At 40.4% G+C, this 19,954-nt stretch carries 16 protein-coding genes; 14 read left to right on the top strand and 2 right to left on the bottom strand.

The window, feature by feature from the left end:
* Positions 1 to 195 precede the first annotated feature (195 nt).
* From ACSLUH_RS00200 to ACSLUH_RS00170, 7 genes are all read left to right on the top strand, one after another.
* Positions 196 to 933 carry a hypothetical protein gene (locus tag ACSLUH_RS00200; RefSeq protein WP_448563355.1) on the top strand — a complete coding sequence of 246 codons (738 nt, stop codon included), beginning with the start codon at positions 196 to 198 and terminating at the stop codon, positions 931 to 933.
* 201 nt (positions 934 to 1,134) lie between these two features.
* On the top strand, positions 1,135 to 1,446 hold the full coding sequence (locus ACSLUH_RS00195; RefSeq protein ID WP_448563353.1) for a hypothetical protein: 312 nt from the start codon (positions 1,135 to 1,137) through the stop codon (positions 1,444 to 1,446).
* Between the two features lie 229 nt (positions 1,447 to 1,675).
* Entirely contained in the window at positions 1,676 to 2,455 is a 780-nt protein-coding gene (locus ACSLUH_RS00190; protein WP_448563351.1) for a TSUP family transporter, read from the top strand.
* A gap of 249 nt (positions 2,456 to 2,704) precedes the next feature.
* Positions 2,705 to 3,295, top strand: a complete 591-nt coding sequence (locus tag ACSLUH_RS00185; protein ID WP_448563349.1) for a hypothetical protein — start codon at positions 2,705 to 2,707, stop codon at positions 3,293 to 3,295.
* Between the two features lie 39 nt (positions 3,296 to 3,334).
* Complete coding sequence (locus ACSLUH_RS00180; protein WP_448563347.1) at positions 3,335 to 3,928, top strand: HD domain-containing protein; 594 nt, start codon at positions 3,335 to 3,337, stop codon at positions 3,926 to 3,928.
* Between the two features lie 225 nt (positions 3,929 to 4,153).
* On the top strand, positions 4,154 to 4,723 hold the full coding sequence (locus tag ACSLUH_RS00175) for an MAPEG family protein (RefSeq protein WP_448563345.1): 570 nt from the start codon (positions 4,154 to 4,156) through the stop codon (positions 4,721 to 4,723).
* Positions 4,724 to 4,757: 34 nt separating this feature from the next.
* Entirely contained in the window at positions 4,758 to 5,279 is a 522-nt protein-coding gene (locus tag ACSLUH_RS00170; RefSeq protein ID WP_448563343.1) for a GNAT family N-acetyltransferase, read from the top strand.
* Positions 5,280 to 5,414: 135 nt separating this feature from the next.
* Here the strand turns inward: ACSLUH_RS00170 and ACSLUH_RS00165 are convergent, their stop codons facing one another.
* Positions 5,415 to 6,911, bottom strand: a complete 1,497-nt coding sequence (locus ACSLUH_RS00165; RefSeq protein ID WP_448563341.1) for a tryptophan halogenase family protein — start codon at positions 6,909 to 6,911, stop codon at positions 5,415 to 5,417.
* Between the two features lie 77 nt (positions 6,912 to 6,988).
* On the bottom strand, positions 6,989 to 9,766 hold the full coding sequence (locus ACSLUH_RS00160) for a TonB-dependent receptor (protein ID WP_448563339.1): 2,778 nt from the start codon (positions 9,764 to 9,766) through the stop codon (positions 6,989 to 6,991).
* 422 nt (positions 9,767 to 10,188) lie between these two features.
* Between ACSLUH_RS00160 and pulA the strand changes: the two genes are divergently transcribed.
* From pulA to ACSLUH_RS00125, 7 genes are all read left to right on the top strand, one after another.
* Entirely contained in the window at positions 10,189 to 12,939 is a 2,751-nt protein-coding gene (gene pulA / locus ACSLUH_RS00155; protein ID WP_448563337.1) for a pullulanase-type alpha-1,6-glucosidase, read from the top strand.
* A gap of 139 nt (positions 12,940 to 13,078) precedes the next feature.
* The gene (locus tag ACSLUH_RS00150; protein WP_448563335.1) at positions 13,079 to 15,124 is read left to right on the top strand and encodes a glycoside hydrolase family 97 protein; all 2,046 of its coding nucleotides are present in this window, start codon (positions 13,079 to 13,081) and stop codon (positions 15,122 to 15,124) included.
* Positions 15,125 to 15,139: 15 nt separating this feature from the next.
* Entirely contained in the window at positions 15,140 to 16,660 is a 1,521-nt protein-coding gene (locus ACSLUH_RS00145; protein ID WP_448563333.1) for an MFS transporter, read from the top strand.
* A gap of 164 nt (positions 16,661 to 16,824) precedes the next feature.
* Positions 16,825 to 17,784, top strand: coding sequence for an MBL fold metallo-hydrolase (locus ACSLUH_RS00140; RefSeq protein ID WP_448563331.1), 960 nt, complete (start codon positions 16,825 to 16,827; stop codon positions 17,782 to 17,784).
* Positions 17,785 to 18,272: 488 nt separating this feature from the next.
* Positions 18,273 to 18,611 (top strand): DUF6678 family protein, encoded by a 339-nt coding sequence (locus tag ACSLUH_RS00135; protein WP_448563329.1) that lies wholly within the window; start codon positions 18,273 to 18,275, stop codon positions 18,609 to 18,611.
* Between the two features lie 114 nt (positions 18,612 to 18,725).
* Positions 18,726 to 19,013, top strand: coding sequence for a hypothetical protein (locus ACSLUH_RS00130; protein WP_448563327.1), 288 nt, complete (start codon positions 18,726 to 18,728; stop codon positions 19,011 to 19,013).
* Positions 19,014 to 19,130: 117 nt separating this feature from the next.
* Positions 19,131 to 19,856, top strand: a complete 726-nt coding sequence (locus tag ACSLUH_RS00125; protein ID WP_448563325.1) for a tetratricopeptide repeat protein — start codon at positions 19,131 to 19,133, stop codon at positions 19,854 to 19,856.
* Positions 19,857 to 19,954 lie beyond the last annotated feature (98 nt).

The raw sequence follows: 19,954 nt of genomic DNA, 5'->3' as shown, positions 1-19,954 counted from the left end.
AAATGATTTTTTGTTCACTCAGCCACCTCTCTTTAGCATATTCTTTACAAAGCTAACTTTGTTAATATTATGTTATTGAGATAGAATGAAAGAGCTGATAATGTACAGGCTAATAAAATAAGGAAGTAAGTATTTAAGCTATTAGTAAGAACAACTAAAACTCTGTACTTATTAATACCAATCAGGAGAGTAAAATTGACAAGGATCTGTTTAGTACTTTTTTATGTCAACATGGTTTCAAGTATAGCCTTAGCTGAAGTAAGCCTTGATGATTTACGCAGTATAGGTGACTTAGTTAAAAATGAGCAATATGAATTAGCGCTCCAAAAACATCTGTGGTTTCATGAAGAATCTAAATCATCTTCTGGTATGGGTGGTGTTAGGTTATCTTATGCTATTAATGACTGGACGGCACTAGGCGAAAAATATCCACCGGCAGTGATTGAGCTAAAAAAAATTAGAGATAATCACAAGTACAAATTATCCTCTGGTAAAGGAACCTTCAATGATTTTCACGAATTATCATCAATTAATCGAGAGTTAGGCGAAGAAATTCAAACGATAACGCTTTTTGCTAAATTAAGTGAAGATCACCCTCAACAAGCAAGCGATTTTTATCACGTTGTTGATGATTTATTGATTAACTATCAAGAATTCGAACTTGTTGATAGGTATATGGAAGATCCTATTTTTAAATATGAAACGTTACGGCATTCGCGAGAGCAATCATTAAGTTACGCGAGAAAACATCCAAACAAAAACACCCCCTTAGCGCTGGAATATCATGACACTCGCTTTGTCAATGAAACCATAAAGTTAATCAATGTGCTTATTGTACTTAACAAAGCGTCTGAGGCGAGAGAAATTCATCAAAGAGCCACCTCTTACTTTAAAAGCAAAAAGTTAGAGAACCTCGTCATTCCAAAGTCTTGACTACACCCTTAAATGAGCAAATATATTTATCCAAAAAAATAATATCTGGTTATTGCTGCTAGCTGTCGTTTTTAAGCTTCTAGCAAAAAATGAAACGTTGTCACGCAATGCAGCACAACCAACTAAGGCATAAAATATAAACTAAAAATCACATCGCTAAGCGTTAATAATCTATTAAGGCATTTTTCAAAGAGGTCTCGTATGAAAGAAGTAAATCAAGCAGATATTTTGCTAAAAATAGCACAAAATGAAAGATTAGATGAAATCAAAAAACAACTGACAAGCCTTAAAACTCGACCTTTCAACTTGATAATTCATCACCTTTCATTGCTTGCTCTAGCATTTTTCTTTATGTTTTATATTTCGCCTTCTAATGACGATTTAAGCTTTTTTTGCATGGTTTTATTCGTCTTTGCTGCAACAAGTGCAGTATATTATGAAAGTAATCGCGCCAACAAACGTATCGATTTACTCATTAAGTTACTAAAGGTAGAAGGATCAGAAACGAAATAGAGGCAAGAATTGGCTAACAAACATAATTAGTAAGGTGCTGCAATTAGGAATCAAAGGGTCAGAGTAAAGAAATCCGAGCAAATAGAAGAATTGATTTAATTGTTAAGTTACTAAAGGTAAAATAAAACAAGTAGGTTTAAGCAACACAAATTGCATCTTGCATGCACATCACGCTTTTATGTAACTATGACTCCCTTCAAAGGGGCGTTGAGCGATAAGGAGTATCCTATTGGAGTTCGCTAGTTTTTCTATCGAGTTATTATCGATTTTATTTTTTGTTGCCGTATTTGCTGGCCTACTCGATACCTTAGCTGGTGGTGGTGGATTAATTTCAATACCTGCGCTAATGCTAAGTGGCGTGCCTCCCTTAGCCGCTCTTGGCACAAACAAGTTACAAGGCAGTGTCGGCACAGCAACAGCAAGCTACATGATGTTTAGACGTCAAAGAGTCAGTTGGTCGGGTGTTAAATACCTGATGCTATCGGCGTTTATAGGTGCAGTGGTAGGCACCATATGCTTGCAGTTTATCAACACTGACGTTTTATCATTTGTTATTCCTGTGGTGTTGTTATTCATCGCTGTTTATTTTCTTTTATCACCAATGCCCGCTTTAACAGAACAGACTCCTAAACTTTCCAATAAAAAATACCAGAATATCGTCGTCCCATGCATCGGATTTTATGACGGAATGTTTGGCCCAGGAACGGGGTCTTTTTTTGCCTTATCTGGTGTTTCATGTCGTGGACAAGATTTGATAACGTCAACCGCAACCGCGAAGCCGTTAAACTTTTCTACTAATATCGCGTCTTTAATCGTGTTTTTAATGGCTGGGCATATTGTTTGGGTGATCGGCTTATTAATGATGCTTGGCCAAATGTTAGGGGCATGGTTAGGTGCTCATTGTTTGTTTAAAATAAACCCTGTGTATCTAAGAGGGATTGTTGTTTTTACCTGTTGTAGCATGCTAATAAAATACGCCAATTCAATGGGCTGGGTAAGCTTATTCTAACAGCGCTTGGGGCAGGTTGAGGGTCAAATTGAGGGTCAGGCAAGTACTCATTGGCTGTATTATTAAACCGTTATCTAGGATAAATACTGTCACCTTTGTTCTGCTTGCTAAATTGCTCGAAGCACTTTAGCAAAGCGCTATAATCGAACTTTTTCAGTTAAGTGCATGGTAATTCTTTTTCACTCACTTTAATTCGTGTTAGGTTAGACTTACTCAGTCGATTTACTTACTAATCTCATCAAAGCTAAAATGAAACCAAATAAAAAGCTCGCAATGGCGCGCTCAGCCTTTACCGAAATCATGTCCATCGTTATCGGTGTTTTAATTGCCTTAGCGGTCAATGAATGGAATGAAAATAGAGTTCATAGTAACCGAGCGAATGAAGCGATTAAAAATATCATCAAAGAAATAGAATCAAATCATAAGTTACTCAGCCTAATTAATACCAATAACCAAGCGACAATCGAATTGCTTAAAGATGAAAAAAAAGCTGGTAAGAGTTTAGGCGATAGACAATTTGTGCCAGGATTACAAATTCAAGATACGGCATGGAAAACCACACAATCAACCGGTGTTTCTGAACATATTAATTATTCTACCCTTTATCAGATATCCAATATTTATTCGCTGCAAGAAATATATAAAAAGCTCGGCTATCAGCTGGTTCAAAATATTTCAACGAATCGAGTGTTAGTAGCAGCGCTCAGTCAAGATAACGCGGCTTCCTTTAACAATAAGTTGCTGTTAACGGATATGGAGTTGATTTTTCAAGTAGAACAAGCCCTTTTAGAAAGCTATAACAAGTTAATAAAGCAGCATAAATCAAAAGCATCTGCTTAATTAAACACCTCCTTAGCCACTTTCATTTACGGAGTATTGATGAAAGAACTTTTACAACAATTAGATTTCATTCGTGAATTAGATAAATTAAAAGCAGTTTATCGTCGCGCCTTGATAAAAACCGATAAAAACCGATTTGAAAATAGCGCTGAACATAGCTGGCATATCGCACTTACAGCACATGTTTTAGCACCTTATGCTGAAGAGTGTATCGATATTTCTAGGGTGACAGTGATGTTGTTAATTCATGATATCGTTGAAATTGATGCCGGTGATACCTTTGCTTTTGAACAACAAGCAATACTTTCAAAACAATCCGATGCTGAACGGCTAGCAGCAAAGCGCATTTTTGGGTTACTACCAGACTCTCAGCGTCAACAGTTTATGAGTTTATGGCTAGAATTCGAACAAGCAGAAACAGCAGATGCTCGATTCGCTAAAGCCATGGATCGTGTTTTACCATTGATTCAAAACATTCAAAACAACGGTGGCAGCTGGTCTCAGCACAAAGTCTATAAACAACAAGTCATTAATCGTAATCAGTATCTTGAAAAGTCAGCGCCTAAGCTCTGGGAGTTTGCTTTGACGCAAATTGAATATGCCACTGAACAAGGATGGTTACTCACTGACTAATATCCTCGGCATGATTGTGCACAAAAAGTGCGACTAAAAGGCAATAGGCGTTATCTCACTGTATCATCAACGGACATTATGCTATTGTCATTTTATCATTGTTTAAAACTTAGCCAGCCGGTTAAATGACTTAACATTTAAAACCTTAAAACTTAACCTTTGCATCGCCGCAAAAGGAAGTTATCAACACTCGGGTTATGGTTGGGCCATCAGCACATAAGGAATATGATGACAGTTGAACAAACGGCTCATAAAAACGCTTATTGGATTATTAAAGTTTACCCTTTTGCGGTATTAGCAATTGCTATAGCGCTAAACTTCTTGTTCGGTATCGCGCCGATTGAAGTATCTATCCCAACCAAAGAGCTACTCGCCCTGATAGCATTTTCAGCAATAATTTTGGTAGTCAATCACTCATGGATAATGACAGTTACGGAGTTAGTTCGTAATCGCTACAAAATATTTGCCTCACCCGAAGAGTGGATTTCAAATAACTGTAAAAAAGCAGATGTCACTGAAAAAGGTAGTTTTGAAGTGGAAAGGTGCCTTAATACTCACAGAAATACCACTGAGAATACGCTCTATTACATTGTGCTTTTACTTGTTTTTGCTTTAGTCACACCTAGTGCATTAGCCGCCTGGGCATGGATCACAGTTTTCCCGCTATCACGCTTAGGTTACACTTATTGTTATTTTAACGGTAAGGATACGGCTCGCGGTATATTCATGTCGTTAACGTTGTTATCGGTTTATGGCATGGCAAGTTATTTAGCGATGAGCTTTATGCTGGCATGAAAACTTGGGCGTGTTATCGAATTAGACAATCACTATGACATTATCTTTCAACACCGCAAGGTTAACAGTAACCGAGATTACCAGCGATATAACGTTTTCAAAACGAGCGATATTACTGACCCAAGTACCCAATATTTTAACACCTGCCGTTGTCGAAAACTTACCCCCTTATTTTCACGATATTCACTCAAGTGAAATGGCGAGTCGTTGGCTTGAACGCATGTTGTCTGAAAGCCGGTTGCTCATAGTGCAGTTAACAAACGACGAAATTATTGGCTTTATCTTCGCTTATGTTGAAAACAATAACGAGGTACATATCGGTTACTTGTTGGCACAACCTCATTGGGGTAAAGGCTTAGCCAGTGAAATGCTGCAAGGGTTTATCGCGCAGGTTAAGCAATCCACGCCTTGGCAGAAACTAATTGGCGGTGTTGACCGCAGCAATAAAACATCTGCTCACTTATTAAAAAAACTCGGTTTTGTCGAACGCGCAAGCGATGAAAACGCGGTTGTCTTTTTTGAGTTACCTTTGATCACTCACTTAACTTCTGAGTAATCAAACTAAGCACCATGATAGAAACTTTAGTCTGTGAGGGAATAAACGCAAACAAAGCAATACAACGGGTTAATTAAATAACGCTAATCGCTGATAGCACCCTGTTTGCATTTACAGTTATGTGCAGATGCACTTTTATCGCAAACATGCATTGATAAAGGCTTGATGACTAGGCACCTTATCTGCGGTTTTGGTCATGATTTGTTTGATGCTGTTAAGCATATCATCGAGCTCCGCTTTAGTTAATTGATCGGCTGTTCGATGATAATCTTCAGGAATAAGTCCTTGACCAATAAACACTTGTTGCCAAGCAATCTTGGTAAATAGTTCATCATTTTCTCTAAACACTAACCCCGATGACTTAAACAACGCCATCTTATGGCTCAGCGAATCAGGCACTTCGAGACGCTGACAGTCGCGCCAAAATTTACTGTCATCTCGCTGATTGAGCTTATAGTGCAAGATAATAAAATCTCGAATACGTTCATACTCAAGCTTGGACTGACGATTAAACTCATTAATCATTGCCGCATCAATACCTTGGTGTGGAAACATCTTGACCAAGCGCACAATACCACTTTGGATCATATGAATACTGGTGGACTCAAGCGGCTCTAAAAAGCCACTCGCAAGCCCTATTGAAACAACATTTTTATGCCACTGCTTAATGCGTCGTCCGGTTTTAAATTTGATCACGCGCGGCTCATCTAGCGCGTTGCCATCAATACTGTTTAACAGCAACTGTTTTGCTTGGTCATCACTCATGTACTTTGACGAATAAACCATACCGTTGCCTGTGCGATGTTGCAAAGGTATGCGCCATTGCCAACCAGATTGATGAGCGATTGATTTAGTGTAAGGCATGAGTGGCTCGGTAGCCGAACTTGGCACCGCTACAGCGCTATCTGCGGGTAACCAATGAGACCAATCTTCATAACCTGTGTTTAACGACTGCTCAATCAATAAACCTTTCATGCCCGAGCAATCGATAAATAGCTGTCCGTCAACCGTGGTACCATCTTCCAAAATTAACGACTTGATATCGCCTGTTTGCTGACACTGGATTACCTCAGCAACCTTACCTTCAGTGCGTTTGACACCGCGATCAATGCAATAATCAGCGAGAAACTTGGCGTAAAGCCCCGCATCAAAGTGATAAGCATGGGCCAAACCATTTAAATTCAAGCCAGGAATTTTATCGATTAAAGCAAAGGCATTGCGTTTTGCGGTTTGATAGTTGAGTGAAAAGTCCCAAAAATCGTAATCTAGGCCAGCTTGCTGTGCTTTGACCCAAAAGTGACTAAAATCACACAACGGAAAGCTCTTACCGATATCACCAAAGGCATGCATATAGCTATGATTATTCTTACCCCAATTTTCAAATTCTATACCCAATTTGATGGTCGCTTTAGTGGCTTGAATAAAGGCTTTAGTGTCAACCCCCAACTCTTGATTAAAATGGATTATTGGTGGAATTGTCGCTTCACCGACACCAATGGTGCCTATTTGATCCGATTCAACCAGCTCAATATCAAGTTTACTTCCAAAGGTTTTGACTAATAGTGCTGCTGACATCCAACCTGCAGTGCCACCACCGAGTATTACCACTTTGTTCACTTTATTTTTCATCATGCCCTTTCACAACGTAAAATGCCTCAATAACCGAAATTATTGAGGCATGATTTAACTTCTACGATACGCTAACGTCATTAAAACTTGTAGGTAAAGCCTGCTTGATAGCTACGACCATAATCAAAATGTTGGTCTGTCGCATATTCAGCATCGTCAAACTTAGTTTGGAATGCTTCGTTCGTTAAGTTTTGCCCCTGTACATATAGGTATAGGTTATCATTGACGTCATAACCAACTTGCGCATCCACTAAGGTTTCACCAACACCGAAACGTTGCTCTGTGGTTAAACCAATCGTTGAGTAGATTGACGCCGTGAAGTCAGAGCGCTTACGCATTGATGTACGGAATTGAAAACCATCTTTTTCATAGTAAGCGGTCACTGTAGAAACACGCTCAGACAACCCCGGTAAAGTATAGTCATCACCGTTGAAGTCTTTCATGTCTTGCTTAACCATAGTGTGGCTAGCAAAGATACCAAAGCCTTCTAGGCTCTCATCAATCATCTTGAATGGGAACGATAACGATAATTCAACCCCTTTCAAGTTACCTTGGCCGCCATTTTCTTTTGCAGACACCGTGGCAGTTTTTTCATTAAAACCGTCGATATTGTCCGCTACAGGGTGAGTGGCTATCGATGCATCATCAAGTGGTAGCTCGGCTTCATAAACACTATCAAAATTCCAGTTTTTAATTTTTTTGTAGAAAAGAGCAACTGAGAAATAGCCTTCATCAGAGAAGTAATTCTCATAGCTTAAATCGAAGCCATCTGCTTCACGTGCTTCAAGTTGATAGTTACCACCTTTTGCTGTCCAATAATTCCCATTTGCATCAGTATCGTTAGGATTACCACTCCAACTTGTTGGCCCTACTTCGAGACCACCTTTCATATCATCCATCGTTGGACGAGCAATGGTTTTTGCAAAACCAAAGCGCAGAATTTCATCGTCACTTAAATCAACAATTAAGTTCAAACTTGGTAAAACATCTGAATAAGAGTGAGAGAAGTCTAACTGGGTGTTGATGCCACCCCAGCCAAACGTATCACCGATAGAGCTTTGCTCAGTTTTGATATAACGCAGACCGACGTTACCACGAACAGGGAAACCGCCAACTTCAGTTAAGATATTACCTTGAATAAAGGCAGCTGAAACTTGCTCACTCACCTGGAAAGCATCATTGATCTTACCCCAAGAGTAAGTCACATCCGTTTCACTGTAGATTTGACCGCTCGACAATAATGCTTCTTGGTCAAAAATAAGTGTATTACCTAAGTTTGCGTGCGATAAATCAACTGAGCCTAAAATATACTCAGGTGCAAGCGCTGCAACATTCGTTCCTGGGATCATCGCTTCAGGTAAAATGTCAGTTTTTGAATAGCTGATGGTTTTTTGCTTATCACGCTCACGATAGGCAATACCAAATTCAACTGAATCAAAAATATCGTTCTCTAATGCTTGTTTAGCTGCCAATTTAAACGATTTAATTTCATCTTCTACTTTTGGATTTGAGCGTTCACCTGCTAAGCCCCATCCCATAATGTCACCAAGGCCAACAACGCTGGCATCACCATAATCAAGTGATGTATCAAAGGTGCCACCTGAGCCATCTTTATTAACATTGTAAGTAACTTCACTGCCTGCGAATGACGAAGCGCCAGCAAAGGTTGCGTGTTGGTATAAGTCGCGCTCAACTTCAGAAGAGCTAGCATCAAACTCAATGGTTAAATCATTATTCACACGGTATTCAAGGTTAAGACCTAAGTTAAGTAAGTCGGCTGTCCGGTGTTCTTGGTTGTTTTTAATGTAAAAAGGGAAGTTATGATAGGTCGCGCTCGTTACAAAACCATTTTCAACACTGTTGATGCTGTATTCACAATCTGGGAATTTACCTTCATCGTCACATTGATTAAAACCAAATTCAATTGCGCCAATGTAACGTTTGTCACTAAAATCAACATACAATGAATCAACCGTTACGGTTAAATCATCGTTTGGCGCGTATTCAACCACTGCCATGACAGAATCTCGTTCTAATACAGAAGAGCGGCCTTTAATATTGACACCTTTCATACCATTATAGGTATTGCCTTCACCGTCACTTAATTCATAAAGAAACGGGTCTTGATGACGACCAAATTGCTTTTCTTGACCAGGAGATTCCATTGAGTTAACCGCAAGTGCAAAACCTAGCGTATCATTGGCAAATTGATCAATATAAGAAAAATTTAAACGGTGACCTTTATTGTCATAACCGTCAACAACGGCGTCATGACCATTAAGCTCAAGTTGACCATTAGCAACAAAAACTCGCTCACCTTTTGACAATGGGCTGATGGTTTCCATGTCAATCACACCCGCGATACCTTCACCAGACATTGACGCATTAGGCGTTTTATAAACACTGACACCACTCATGATTTCGGACGGGTAGATATCAAACTCAACGCCTCGACCATCACCGATAGAAACTTGCTCACGACCATTTAATGTTGTCGTTGATTCATTTTCACCAAAACCACGAATACTAATAATACTTGCGCGACCTTCTAGGCGCTGGGCAGCAAGTCCTGAAATACGTGAAAGAGAGTCTGCAATTGATGAATCAGGTAACTTACCAATATCTTCTGCGCTGATGGCATCAACAACATTTGAAGAGAAACGTTTAGTGTTAATTGATTTGATCAGGCTACCACGCAGGCCTTTTACTTCTATTACTTCAACTTCTTCTTTAGCTTTATTCACAGCCTCTTTTTCAATCTCTGTTTGCTCTTGATAAGCTAGAGATGAGGCGCTTACAGCCATTAGACCTGACGATAATAATGCCAGTGTTACCTTACTCGGTTTAAAATTAACCATTTGTGCATTCTCCCCTACAGTCCTTGTATTCATTTTAGTTTTGCAGCTGTTCCAGTCGCTGTTGTAATCGCTTGTTTTCGTAATGTGTGTAATATTTGTATCCACAACGAGGTGGACTGCATTAAATATAGAGAGGTCGGTCACTGAAAAATACTTTATGCATACGTATTCAATCTATGCATTGCCATGCATACGTATTCAAAAAACGGACAATTGCCGCTCTCTTTCTCTACAACATTTTCTGAAAAGCCCTATACTCTACGAGTTTACTCTATATTTAACGGGTCGGTGAAAACGCGGGCGCATTAAAAGTTGTCGTAGTGGCTATATTCTTGAATACGTATGCAAAATTTCCATTGACCTTCTTATTCACGCCCTTGCCACGTAAATTAAATACAAATCAAATCGTTTAGGACATTTCGATGCGTACCCTACTCGCTTATTTATTATTGACATTAACCACCCTGACCGCTTTTGCGACTCATGTCGCCGTCAGTGATAAACCAAGCAGCAATTCACTGTCGATAAACCAAGCCGGTGCTCATTGGGTAACCCCCAGTGCGCTTCTGGTTGCAGCTAATGTGGTTGACCACCCTCAAAGCCTTATTTCGCAATCATTAAATCTTCAGGGTACATGGCAAATTGACCAGCGTTTTCCATTAAGGCAATGTCAAACACCAACGACAATAACTGAGCGTTTTCCACATCTTGCTGGCTTTAGTTGTTTTGCTATTGAAAGTGATTTAGCGACAATCAAAGCCCTTATCAAGCAGCCGCTAGCGGTTATCAATCAACACGGTCAGGGGACCACTGTTCAAAAGGCTGCGCTTATCGATGATATTTATACCTCGGGTAACAACGATGCCAATGAAGCGAAGAACCTTGGTGCTCAACTCACCACACAAGGCGTGAATTTTAAGCTTTGGGCGCCGACGGCTTTATCGGTAAAAGTACTGTTGTTTGACAACAACAAACAACCAATCACACCACATCAACTCGCGTTAGTTCTTGACGATAAAACAGGTATTTGGTCAAGAGCGACCAAACGGGATTTTAGTGGATATTATTACCAGTATCAGTTAACCCTTTACCACCCAAGCACTCACAAAATTGAAACCACCACCACCACCGACCCTTACTCTTTAAGTTTATCAACTAACAGTGAGTACTCACAAATTGTTGATTTAACGTCGAGCAACACCATGCCAAAAGGTTGGCTAACACAACGTGACAATCCAGTTTCAGCGCCAGAAGACAACATATTTTATGAAACCCACATTCGTGATTTTAGTGCGCTTGATAGCAGTATTAAAGATACCAGCGTTCGCGGTAAATATCTGGCATTTAGCCAAACGGACAGTGATGGGGTTAAGCATTTGCAATCCCTCAAGCAAGCGGGGATCAATAGCATTCATTTACTCCCTGCCTTTGATATCGGCACGATTAATGAAGACAGTAACACTGTTGTCGATCTCTTTGATAACCTAAAAACGATATGCGACAAAACACAGCTCGAACAAGTCTGTGCCATCAACAGTGAACAAAGCCTATATGACTACATTAAGTCACTACCTCCAACCAGTACTGATCAGCAAGCACTTATTTCAGCGCTGCGAGGTTTAGATAACTATAACTGGGGTTATGACCCGTTTCACTATACCGTGCCAGAAGGTAGTTACGCCAAAGACCCTGAGGGTATAGCGCGTATTATCGAGTTTCGCACCATGGTGCAAACGCTTCACAATATGGGCTTTCGAGTGATCATGGATGTGGTTTATAACCATACCCATCAAGCAGGCCTGATGCCAACCGCGGTACTCGATAAAATTGTCCCTAATTACTATCATCGTTTAGACCCAATCACCGGCAAAATTGCCCAATCTACCTGTTGTGATAATACCGCGACAGAGCGAGCCATGATGGAAAAGCTGATGATAGATTCTCTCGTGGTTTGGGCCAAACATTATCGCATTGATGGTTTTCGCTTTGATTTAATGGGCCACCAACCCAAAGCCGCTATGCTCAACGCTCGTCAGGCGGTGTGGGAAGTAGACCCGGATAATTACTTTTACGGTGAAGGTTGGAACTTTGGCGAAGTAGCCAACAACCATCGTTTTATTCAGGCAAGTCAACTAGAGCTCGCTGGCACAGAAATAGGCACCTTTACTGACAGATTGCGTGATGCGGTAAGAGGTGGTGCTTTTAATGCTCAAGGTGATGACATTCGTAAAAGCCAAGGCATTGCCAATGGTCTTGCGACATTCCCTAATGAGTTGAGTGATAATAATGATAAAGCCCGCTATCTTGAGTTAGCCGACCTACTCCGTATTGGTTTAACAGGTAACTTAGCTAATTACCCACTGTTAACCGCACAAGGTGAGGTTAAACAAGGTAAAGCGCTGAGCTATGGAGGACAGCCGAGTGGCTACGCATTAGATCCAGCAGATACCATCAACTATGTATCAAAGCATGATAACCAAACGCTTTGGGATAACAATCAGTATCGTATCGCTTATCAGTTAACCACCGAACAACGCGTTCGTATGCAATTGCTTGCATTAGCTTACCCACTATTTTCACAAGGGATCCCTTTTATCCATATGGGCAGCGAACTGCTGCGCTCGAAAGGTTTTTTACGTGATTCTTACGATTACGGTGATTGGTTTAACGGTGTTGATTTTAGTTTGCAATCAAACAACTACACCACTGGATTACCACCAGCAGAAAAAGATCAACAAAATTGGTCAACCATCAAAAACATACTAATGAACAATAATGGCAGAGATATCCCAAAACCCAATGATATTGCTTTTAGTCGAGATGTTTTTCTTGATTTTGTTACGCTTCGGATGAGCGAACCTTTATTTAGGCTTAACCACGGCGATGACATTATCAAGCAAGTGAAGTTTCACAATACCGGTCAAGAGCAAACGTTGGGTTTAATCGCGATGAGTATCTCCCCAAAAGATAACGAAATCCCATCATTACTGGTGCTATTTAATCATAGCGGCGAAGCAAAGACCCTATCATTTAAGCATGCCGCTCAGTATCAGTTACATCCGATTTTACAACGAGGTGCTGATGACATCGTTAAAACGACCCAAATACAGGCTGAAGATATCACGGTGCCAGCGCTAACCGTTGCGGTGCTCAATCGTAAGCAGATGAATTAGCTTGTCTCTCATCGTGGCGAGTTAATGATAAAAGTTGGCTCGCTTTAGTTAAAGCATATGCTGAATACGTATGCAGCTAGCTGTAATTTACCTTAACTACTTTTATGCTGTGTTCATCAATAAACCCTCAGGAATGATAATGAATAAAAAACTGCTGGTTATTACAACACTATTATTTGCAACTCACTTGTCTGTGGTGCAAGCCAAAACCGTCCAAGTCAGCTCTCCTGATAAACGCATTACCGTGATTATCAGTGATGATAATGCCCCAAGCTATCAAATCCGTTTCAATGAGCAAGCGGCACTTGAATCTTCTCGCTTAGGACTGCGTTTTCAAAAGTCAGCCGAGTTAGGAGATGGCTTTACCATCGACACCACCAAAGCTAACAATCACGACAGTACTTGGCAATTACCTTGGGGCGAACGCAAGAATGTGCGCGATCACCACAATGAATTATTGGTTAACTTTACTGCTGAACGCGAATTATCAAACCAATTTAGTGTCCGTTTTCGTGTATTTAATGATGGTGTTGGTTTTCGCTACGAAGTGCCAAGCCAACCTGGACTCGATGGTGATATTGCCATCACCGATGAATTAACTGAATTCAACCCACCTAAAGCCGAGCAAGCAACAGCTTGGTGGATACCAGCGCGCGGTTGGAATCGTTATGAGTATATTTACGAAACCACAAAACTCTCAGACATTAGTCATGTTCATACCCCGCTAACCTTTAAACTCGACACGGGTACACATTTAAGTATTCACGAAGCGGCGCTGGTTGATTATGCAGGAATGACCTTATTAAAAGGTCGCCATAACAAACTAAAAGCTGATTTAACGCCTTGGTACGACGGTATTTTAGTGAGAAAAAAGGCTGACTTCACCACCCCATGGCGCACCATTCAAGTCAGTAAAGATGCGGCTGGCTTACTCAACTCAAACCTCATTTTAAACTTAAATGAACCAAGCAAAATAGAAGACACCTCTTGGATAGAGCCTGGTAAATATGTCGGAATTTGGTGGGGTATGCATATCGGTGAAAATACTTGGGGTAGCGGTGAAACCCACGGCGCAACGACAGCAGAAACTAAACGCTATATGGACTTTGCCGCAAAATATGGTTTTGATGGCGTACTCGTTGAAGGTTGGAATATTGGCTGGGATGGTGAATGGTACGATAATGGCGATGTCTTTAACTTTACTAAAGCCTACGATGATTTTGATATAAAAGCTGTCACTGAGCATGGGCTCGCCAAAGGCGTTCGTTTAATTGGTCATCATGAAACCTCAGGCAACGTCACCAATTATCGTAATCAAATGGAAGATGCGTTTGCCCTGTACCAACAACATGGTGTCCGTCAGGTAAAAACCGGTTATGTCGCCGACGGTGGAAAAATTAAACGCATTGATGAGCATGGCATCGCTCGCTATGAATGGCACGACGGTCAATTTATGTCGAATGAATATCTCGATAACGTCAAACTAGCCGCCAAATATCAAATCAGTATCAACACGCACGAGCCAATTAAAGATACGGGGTTAAGAAGAACTTACCCTAACTGGATCACCCGCGAAGGGGCGCGTGGCCAAGAATATAATGCCTGGGGCTCTCCACCAAACCCACCTTCACACGCTGCGATTTTACCTTACACGCGGATGTTATCAGGCCCAATGGATTTTACCCCGGGTACCTTTGATATGGCCTTCAAAGGTTTAGGCGCCGACAGTGACCGCCCACAAACGACGTTAGCAAAACAGTTAGCGCTTTATGTGGTAATTTACAGTCCAATTCAAATGGCTTCTGATTTGCCACGAAACTATGAAGCTAATTTACCGGCGTTTCAGTTTATTCGTGATGTACCAACCGACTGGCAAGAAAGCCTAGCCCTGGCTGGTGAAGTAGGTGAATACGTGGTATTTGCTCGTCAAGAAAGAGATGGCAGCGACTGGTATTTAGGGGCATTAACCAATGAAGACGCTCGCACACAAACCGTGAAACTGGACTTTCTTGATAAAAACAAACGTTACCAAGCACAAATTTATCGTGATGGCGACAGCGCTAACTGGGTTGATAACCCTTATGAACTGGTGATTGAAACCAAAGCGGTAACGGCAAAAGATACCCTAACCTTCAAGATGGCCACCAGTGGTGGTACCGCTATCCGTTTTAAAGCGCTAGACTAAGATCAGGGTTACTTTATGACAACATCAACGATGACAGCTCGACAAAGCAAACCGAATCTAAGTTTTTGGCAAATTTGGAATATGTGTTTTGGCTTTATTGGTATCCAGTTTGGTTTTGCTTTGCAAAATGCCAATGTCAGCCGAATCTTTCAAACCTTAGGCGCTGACTACGGTAATATGGCGATCTTATGGGTTGCGGCACCTATCACTGGGCTGATTGTGCAACCGATTATCGGTTACATGAGCGATAAGACATGGGGACGTTTGGGTCGTCGTCGCCCTTATTTTTTAATTGGCGCCGTCATCGCCAGTCTATCCTTATTCATCATGCCAAACTCACCTACCCTTTGGTTCGCGGCAGGCATGTTATGGATAATGGATGCGTCAATCAATGTCTCGATGGAGCCGTTTCGTGCTTTTGTCGGTGATATGTTACCGAAAAAGCAACGAGCTACCGGCTATGCAATGCAAAGCTTTTTTATCGGTGTGGCATCGGTCGTCGCCTCGTCACTCCCTTGGATCATGACCAACTGGCTCGATATTAGTAACACTGCCGAAGCTGGCCAACTTCCGAATTCAGTCAAATTTGCTTTTTACGCTGGTGGCGCGGTCTTTTTGTTGGCGGTATTGTGGACGATACTGTCTACAAAGGAATACTCGCCTGAGCAACTTGCCGCCTTTGAGCTCGCCGAGCAAGATGAAGAAAGCACAGAAGAATTAACCGCTTCTATGCCAAACTATTTACGCTACGGTATTGTCGCTTTGGTGACTGGCTTAGTGAGTACCGCAGTGGTTTATCAGTTTATTGATAGCCTTGATAAAAGCTTATTTATCTTAACGGTTGGCATTACCGCATTTGGCGTATGTATGTTTATTGCCCATTGGTTAGCAGCCAATAATCGCATTGATAACGGTTTTTCTCACATCTTTGCCGATTTATTTGCCATGCCACAAACGATGAAACAACTCTCGTTAGTGCAGTTCTTCTCATGGTTTCCATTTTTTGCCATGTGGACTTATACCACAGCCGCGATAACCGAATACCACTATCAAACGTCGGACGTAACCTCTGCCGCCTATAACCAAGGCGCTGATTGGGTTGGCGTGTTGTTTTCCACTTACAACCTAACTGCGGTATTTGCGGCTATTTGCATTCCTTTAGTGGTTAAATATTTTAATTTGCGCATCGCTCATATGCTCAACTTGCTTCTCGGTGGCTTGGGATTTGTTTCCTTTTTTGTGATCAGCGATCCCACTTTTTTGATCATCTCGATGATAGGAATTGGCTTTGCTTGGGCTTCGATTTTATCGGTACCTTATGCGATTTTAGCAAATGCATTGCCAGCAAAGAAAATGGGCCTATATATGGGCATTTTCAACTTTTTCATTGTATTACCGCAGATACTGGCGGCGAGTATTTTAGGGGTGTTAATTACCAAAGTGTTTGGTAATCAACCCATTTATGCCCTGGTCCTCGGCGGTATTAGTATGATTTTTGCGGGCATTTTAACCCTGCGGGTTAAAGACGGTTACTAAATTTTTATCCATAAATTTGCTTAAGGTTTCTTGCCTTGTTGTCAGAAACCTTAAAGCGTTATATTTACCGCTTACCATTTAATCTATTGAATCGCTTGCTCACTTCATGCATAGTCAGTGTTCATCACCGCATCAGTTTTGGATAAACACCTTTAAGGATGATTATGAAATTTTCAGCCCTTTTGATCACCATCGTGATCAGTTTGCACGCTATGGCATTCTCAGCTCATGCAACTACAGAAAATCATTACCAAGTTAAATCGCTGCAAATAACCACGTTATCAACCATGGTCGCCAATAGAGGCATTGGCGAATGGGGTTATTCAGCGTTGGTGGAAGTTGATGGTCGTAAAATTCTATTCGATACCGGTCGAATTGACGATACCGTGTTGAAAAACGCCGAAACCTTAGACATTGATTTATCACAAGTTGATGATGTGATTTTAAGCCACAATCACAGCGACCATACGGGTGGCTTAATTACACTGCGAGCGGCGGTAAAAGACAAGCGACAACAAGCGCTCAGTAATGTGCATGTCGGTGAAGGCATATTTTTACCTCGTGTCGGTCGAGATAACCGCATGTTGGCGATGAAAAATCAGCTTAGCAAAGATGGCGTAACCTTCAAAAGTTATCAAGAGATGACCGAAATCTATCCTGGCGTTTGGCTAACTGGCAATGTACCGCGTGTTCATCCTGAAAAGAACTGGAGTGGCAATGGTAAAATCGCCGCTGAATCGGGTCACATTGAAGATAATATTCCTGAAGACATGTCACTGGTAATTAATACGGAACAAGGCTTGGTGTTAATTTCAGGTTGTGGCCATGCCGGTATTATCAATACTATCGAACATATCACCAACCACTTTGAATCAAGTCAGGTCACTACCGCCATCGGTGGTTTTCACTTAATGTTTGCCGATGATAAGCATCTTCAATGGACGGCAAATAAACTCAAACTGTTTGGTTTAAATCAAATGATGGGCGCCCATTGCACCGGTATCGACGCCCTTTATACCCTTAGACACTTATTAAACTCAGATCGAAAACATATGGTAGTTGGCACCATTGGCGATAGCTTTAGTTTAAGCGAGGGGGTTAAACCCGGTGCTATCGCGCGCTAAGCTTAATCCTTATTTTTAGTGGCTCATATCTGACCTTACTTACAGTTTTGCTGATTAGATATAGATATCATCTGACAGGCTGAGAAGAATAACGGTCGTTCGATTCCTATTTTTTATAGAAATAGTTCAAAGAGTTTCTTTTAATGCTATGTATATAAAAACAATTATAAGTGATTTTTCTAATTAATTGAGAAAATAGCTCGCTATGTAAATTTATAAAATTCTTGTTTTCCACAAATCATAGAAATAATTGGCATAAATATTAAATAGTTAGATAATAGCTTTTTTACATAGCGAGCCATATAAATTCTCGTTTTCTACAAATAAAAGAAGCATTGTCATTTAAGTTTTATATTGCTAACGTACTGTAATTAAATAATAAAAGTTGGTGTTGTTTTTCAGATTTACTCATTTTTAAATTTGGACTTATCGGGAATTCACACTAATAAGCTGTTAGTTGTTTCGATAGTTTGGAGTAAACAAAAAGTATGGATGTTAATCAGATAGAGGTTTTAATTGACTCAATAAATGCTGACTTGCCTTTTACACCTCCATTTCAATATAAAAAATTTGATGAAGCACCTTTTCCTTTAACATTCTCTGAAAATGTAGATTATTTGGGTGATTGGTCTGCTCATTGTTTGCAGCCTTATTCAAAAATTGAGTGGTTTTGTGTTCGTCCACAATACCAAAAAAGTGTTGGTCGGTTAGTCCCTGCAAAAGTGATTTCTTGTGAAGTTGAATTTATTAAACTCTTACAAAGCTTAAAGGTTCCATTTCAATCCCAAGGTGATACTATTTTCATTTATTGCAATAAAAACAACTAACAAGGCAATTATAAATGGGACGTCTAAAGCTTGGCTGGCGCTCATTCTTCGCTTATTTTAGCCAAGCTTAATACGCCCCATATTGCGGCGTTATATTTCACGGAGAAGACCAGTATGAGTGAACAACAAATCGTTTATTCTTTCGCTTGGTTTCAGCCTGAAGAATGGCAAAAGTTAAAAGAAACCGTAGAAGATCCCGAAACGCTGGATGATACTTACCAAGAATGGCGGCACAATGCTGAAACTGTTATCAAAGAGCTTCGAACTGACGGGCATCAAGTGAAGAAAATATCAATTAAAATTAGTAAATTGCTAGATTGGTGCGATTCAAAAGGTTTAAAGCCAAACAGTAAAGCTAGGTCTGAATACGCTGCTTTTCTAGCGGAACAGAGAAGTAAGTGAAATATAACAAGTTAATTAAACAGTGGACGCAAAACAGCAGGCTTGCGCTCATTCTTCGCTAATTTTAGCCAAGTTTAATACGCCTCATATTGGGGCGTTAAATACATCGAAGAAGCAATGCATAAATTAATAATAATAATCACAATATATACTATCACAGGGTGTGATGTAAACGTAACTAGCCGTGCTATAGGAGGCGATTGCTCCAAAATAGTTGCCAAACAAGATTGGGAAAAGGCAATCACCACTTGTGAAGAAGAAGCAAATCAAGGAAGTCACCAAGCAATGTATGAACTTGGTTTAATCTGGCGATTTGGGCGAGGTGTCGATCAAAACTTTAAAAAAGCTAAGTCATGGTATGAAAAAGCCGTGGCGCTTAATAATACTGACGCTATGGTAAATTTAGGTGCTATGTATTTAAAAGGCTTAGGTGTTGAAAAAGATATTGAATACTTTAAAGAGTTAACATTAAAAGCTGCTGAAATGGATAATGCTAATGCTTTGTATTCACTTGCAACTATGCACTATAAGGGTGAATTTCTTGAGCAGGATGAACAAAAAGCTATGGAGCTTTACAGAGAGTCAGGGTTGTATGGTAACGCTAATGCTATGTACATCTATGGAAACTTTTTATTTAAAAGTGAAGATACAAAAGAAAATAGTAAGGGGTTGATTTGGATATTAACTTCAATTGGCTTTGGCTATCCAATTGAGCAATCTGTAATTACAGAATTGCTAGAAGATTTTAACGAAAGAGAAATTGAACTTATAAAAGAATCAACTCGCAATTTCACAAAAGACATTAAAAACAACATACGAATTATACAGCATAAGAGTATTTGACAAGTCAATTATGTGTGGGACGTCTAAAGCTTGGCTGACGCTCATTCTTAGCTAATTTTAGCCAAGCTTAATACGCCCCATATTGCGGCGTTATGTGT

This window comes from Thalassotalea ganghwensis, assembly GCF_053485795.1.
This window is presented reverse-complemented; position numbering and strand designations above follow the sequence as displayed.

Excerpts from the sequence above, each read along its gene's own strand:
- ACSLUH_RS00195 (WP_448563353.1), top strand. The coding sequence starts at position 1,135 with ATGAAAGAAGTAAATCAAGCAGATATTTTGCTAAAAATAGCACAAAAT.
- ACSLUH_RS00185 (WP_448563349.1), top strand. The coding sequence starts at position 2,705 with ATGAAACCAAATAAAAAGCTCGCAATGGCGCGCTCAGCCTTTACCGAA.
- ACSLUH_RS00180 (WP_448563347.1), top strand. The coding sequence starts at position 3,335 with ATGAAAGAACTTTTACAACAATTAGATTTCATTCGTGAATTAGATAAA.
- ACSLUH_RS00175 (WP_448563345.1), top strand. The coding sequence starts at position 4,154 with ATGATGACAGTTGAACAAACGGCTCATAAAAACGCTTATTGGATTATT.
- ACSLUH_RS00170 (WP_448563343.1), top strand. The coding sequence starts at position 4,758 with ATGACATTATCTTTCAACACCGCAAGGTTAACAGTAACCGAGATTACC.
- ACSLUH_RS00165 (WP_448563341.1), bottom strand. The coding sequence starts at position 6,911 with ATGATGAAAAATAAAGTGAACAAAGTGGTAATACTCGGTGGTGGCACT.
- ACSLUH_RS00160 (WP_448563339.1), bottom strand. The coding sequence starts at position 9,766 with ATGGTTAATTTTAAACCGAGTAAGGTAACACTGGCATTATTATCGTCA.
- pulA (WP_448563337.1), top strand. The coding sequence starts at position 10,189 with ATGCGTACCCTACTCGCTTATTTATTATTGACATTAACCACCCTGACC.
- ACSLUH_RS00150 (WP_448563335.1), top strand. The coding sequence starts at position 13,079 with ATGAATAAAAAACTGCTGGTTATTACAACACTATTATTTGCAACTCAC.
- ACSLUH_RS00145 (WP_448563333.1), top strand. The coding sequence starts at position 15,140 with ATGACAACATCAACGATGACAGCTCGACAAAGCAAACCGAATCTAAGT.
- ACSLUH_RS00140 (WP_448563331.1), top strand. The coding sequence starts at position 16,825 with ATGAAATTTTCAGCCCTTTTGATCACCATCGTGATCAGTTTGCACGCT.
- ACSLUH_RS00135 (WP_448563329.1), top strand. The coding sequence starts at position 18,273 with ATGGATGTTAATCAGATAGAGGTTTTAATTGACTCAATAAATGCTGAC.
- ACSLUH_RS00130 (WP_448563327.1), top strand. The coding sequence starts at position 18,726 with ATGAGTGAACAACAAATCGTTTATTCTTTCGCTTGGTTTCAGCCTGAA.
- ACSLUH_RS00125 (WP_448563325.1), top strand. The coding sequence starts at position 19,131 with ATGCATAAATTAATAATAATAATCACAATATATACTATCACAGGGTGT.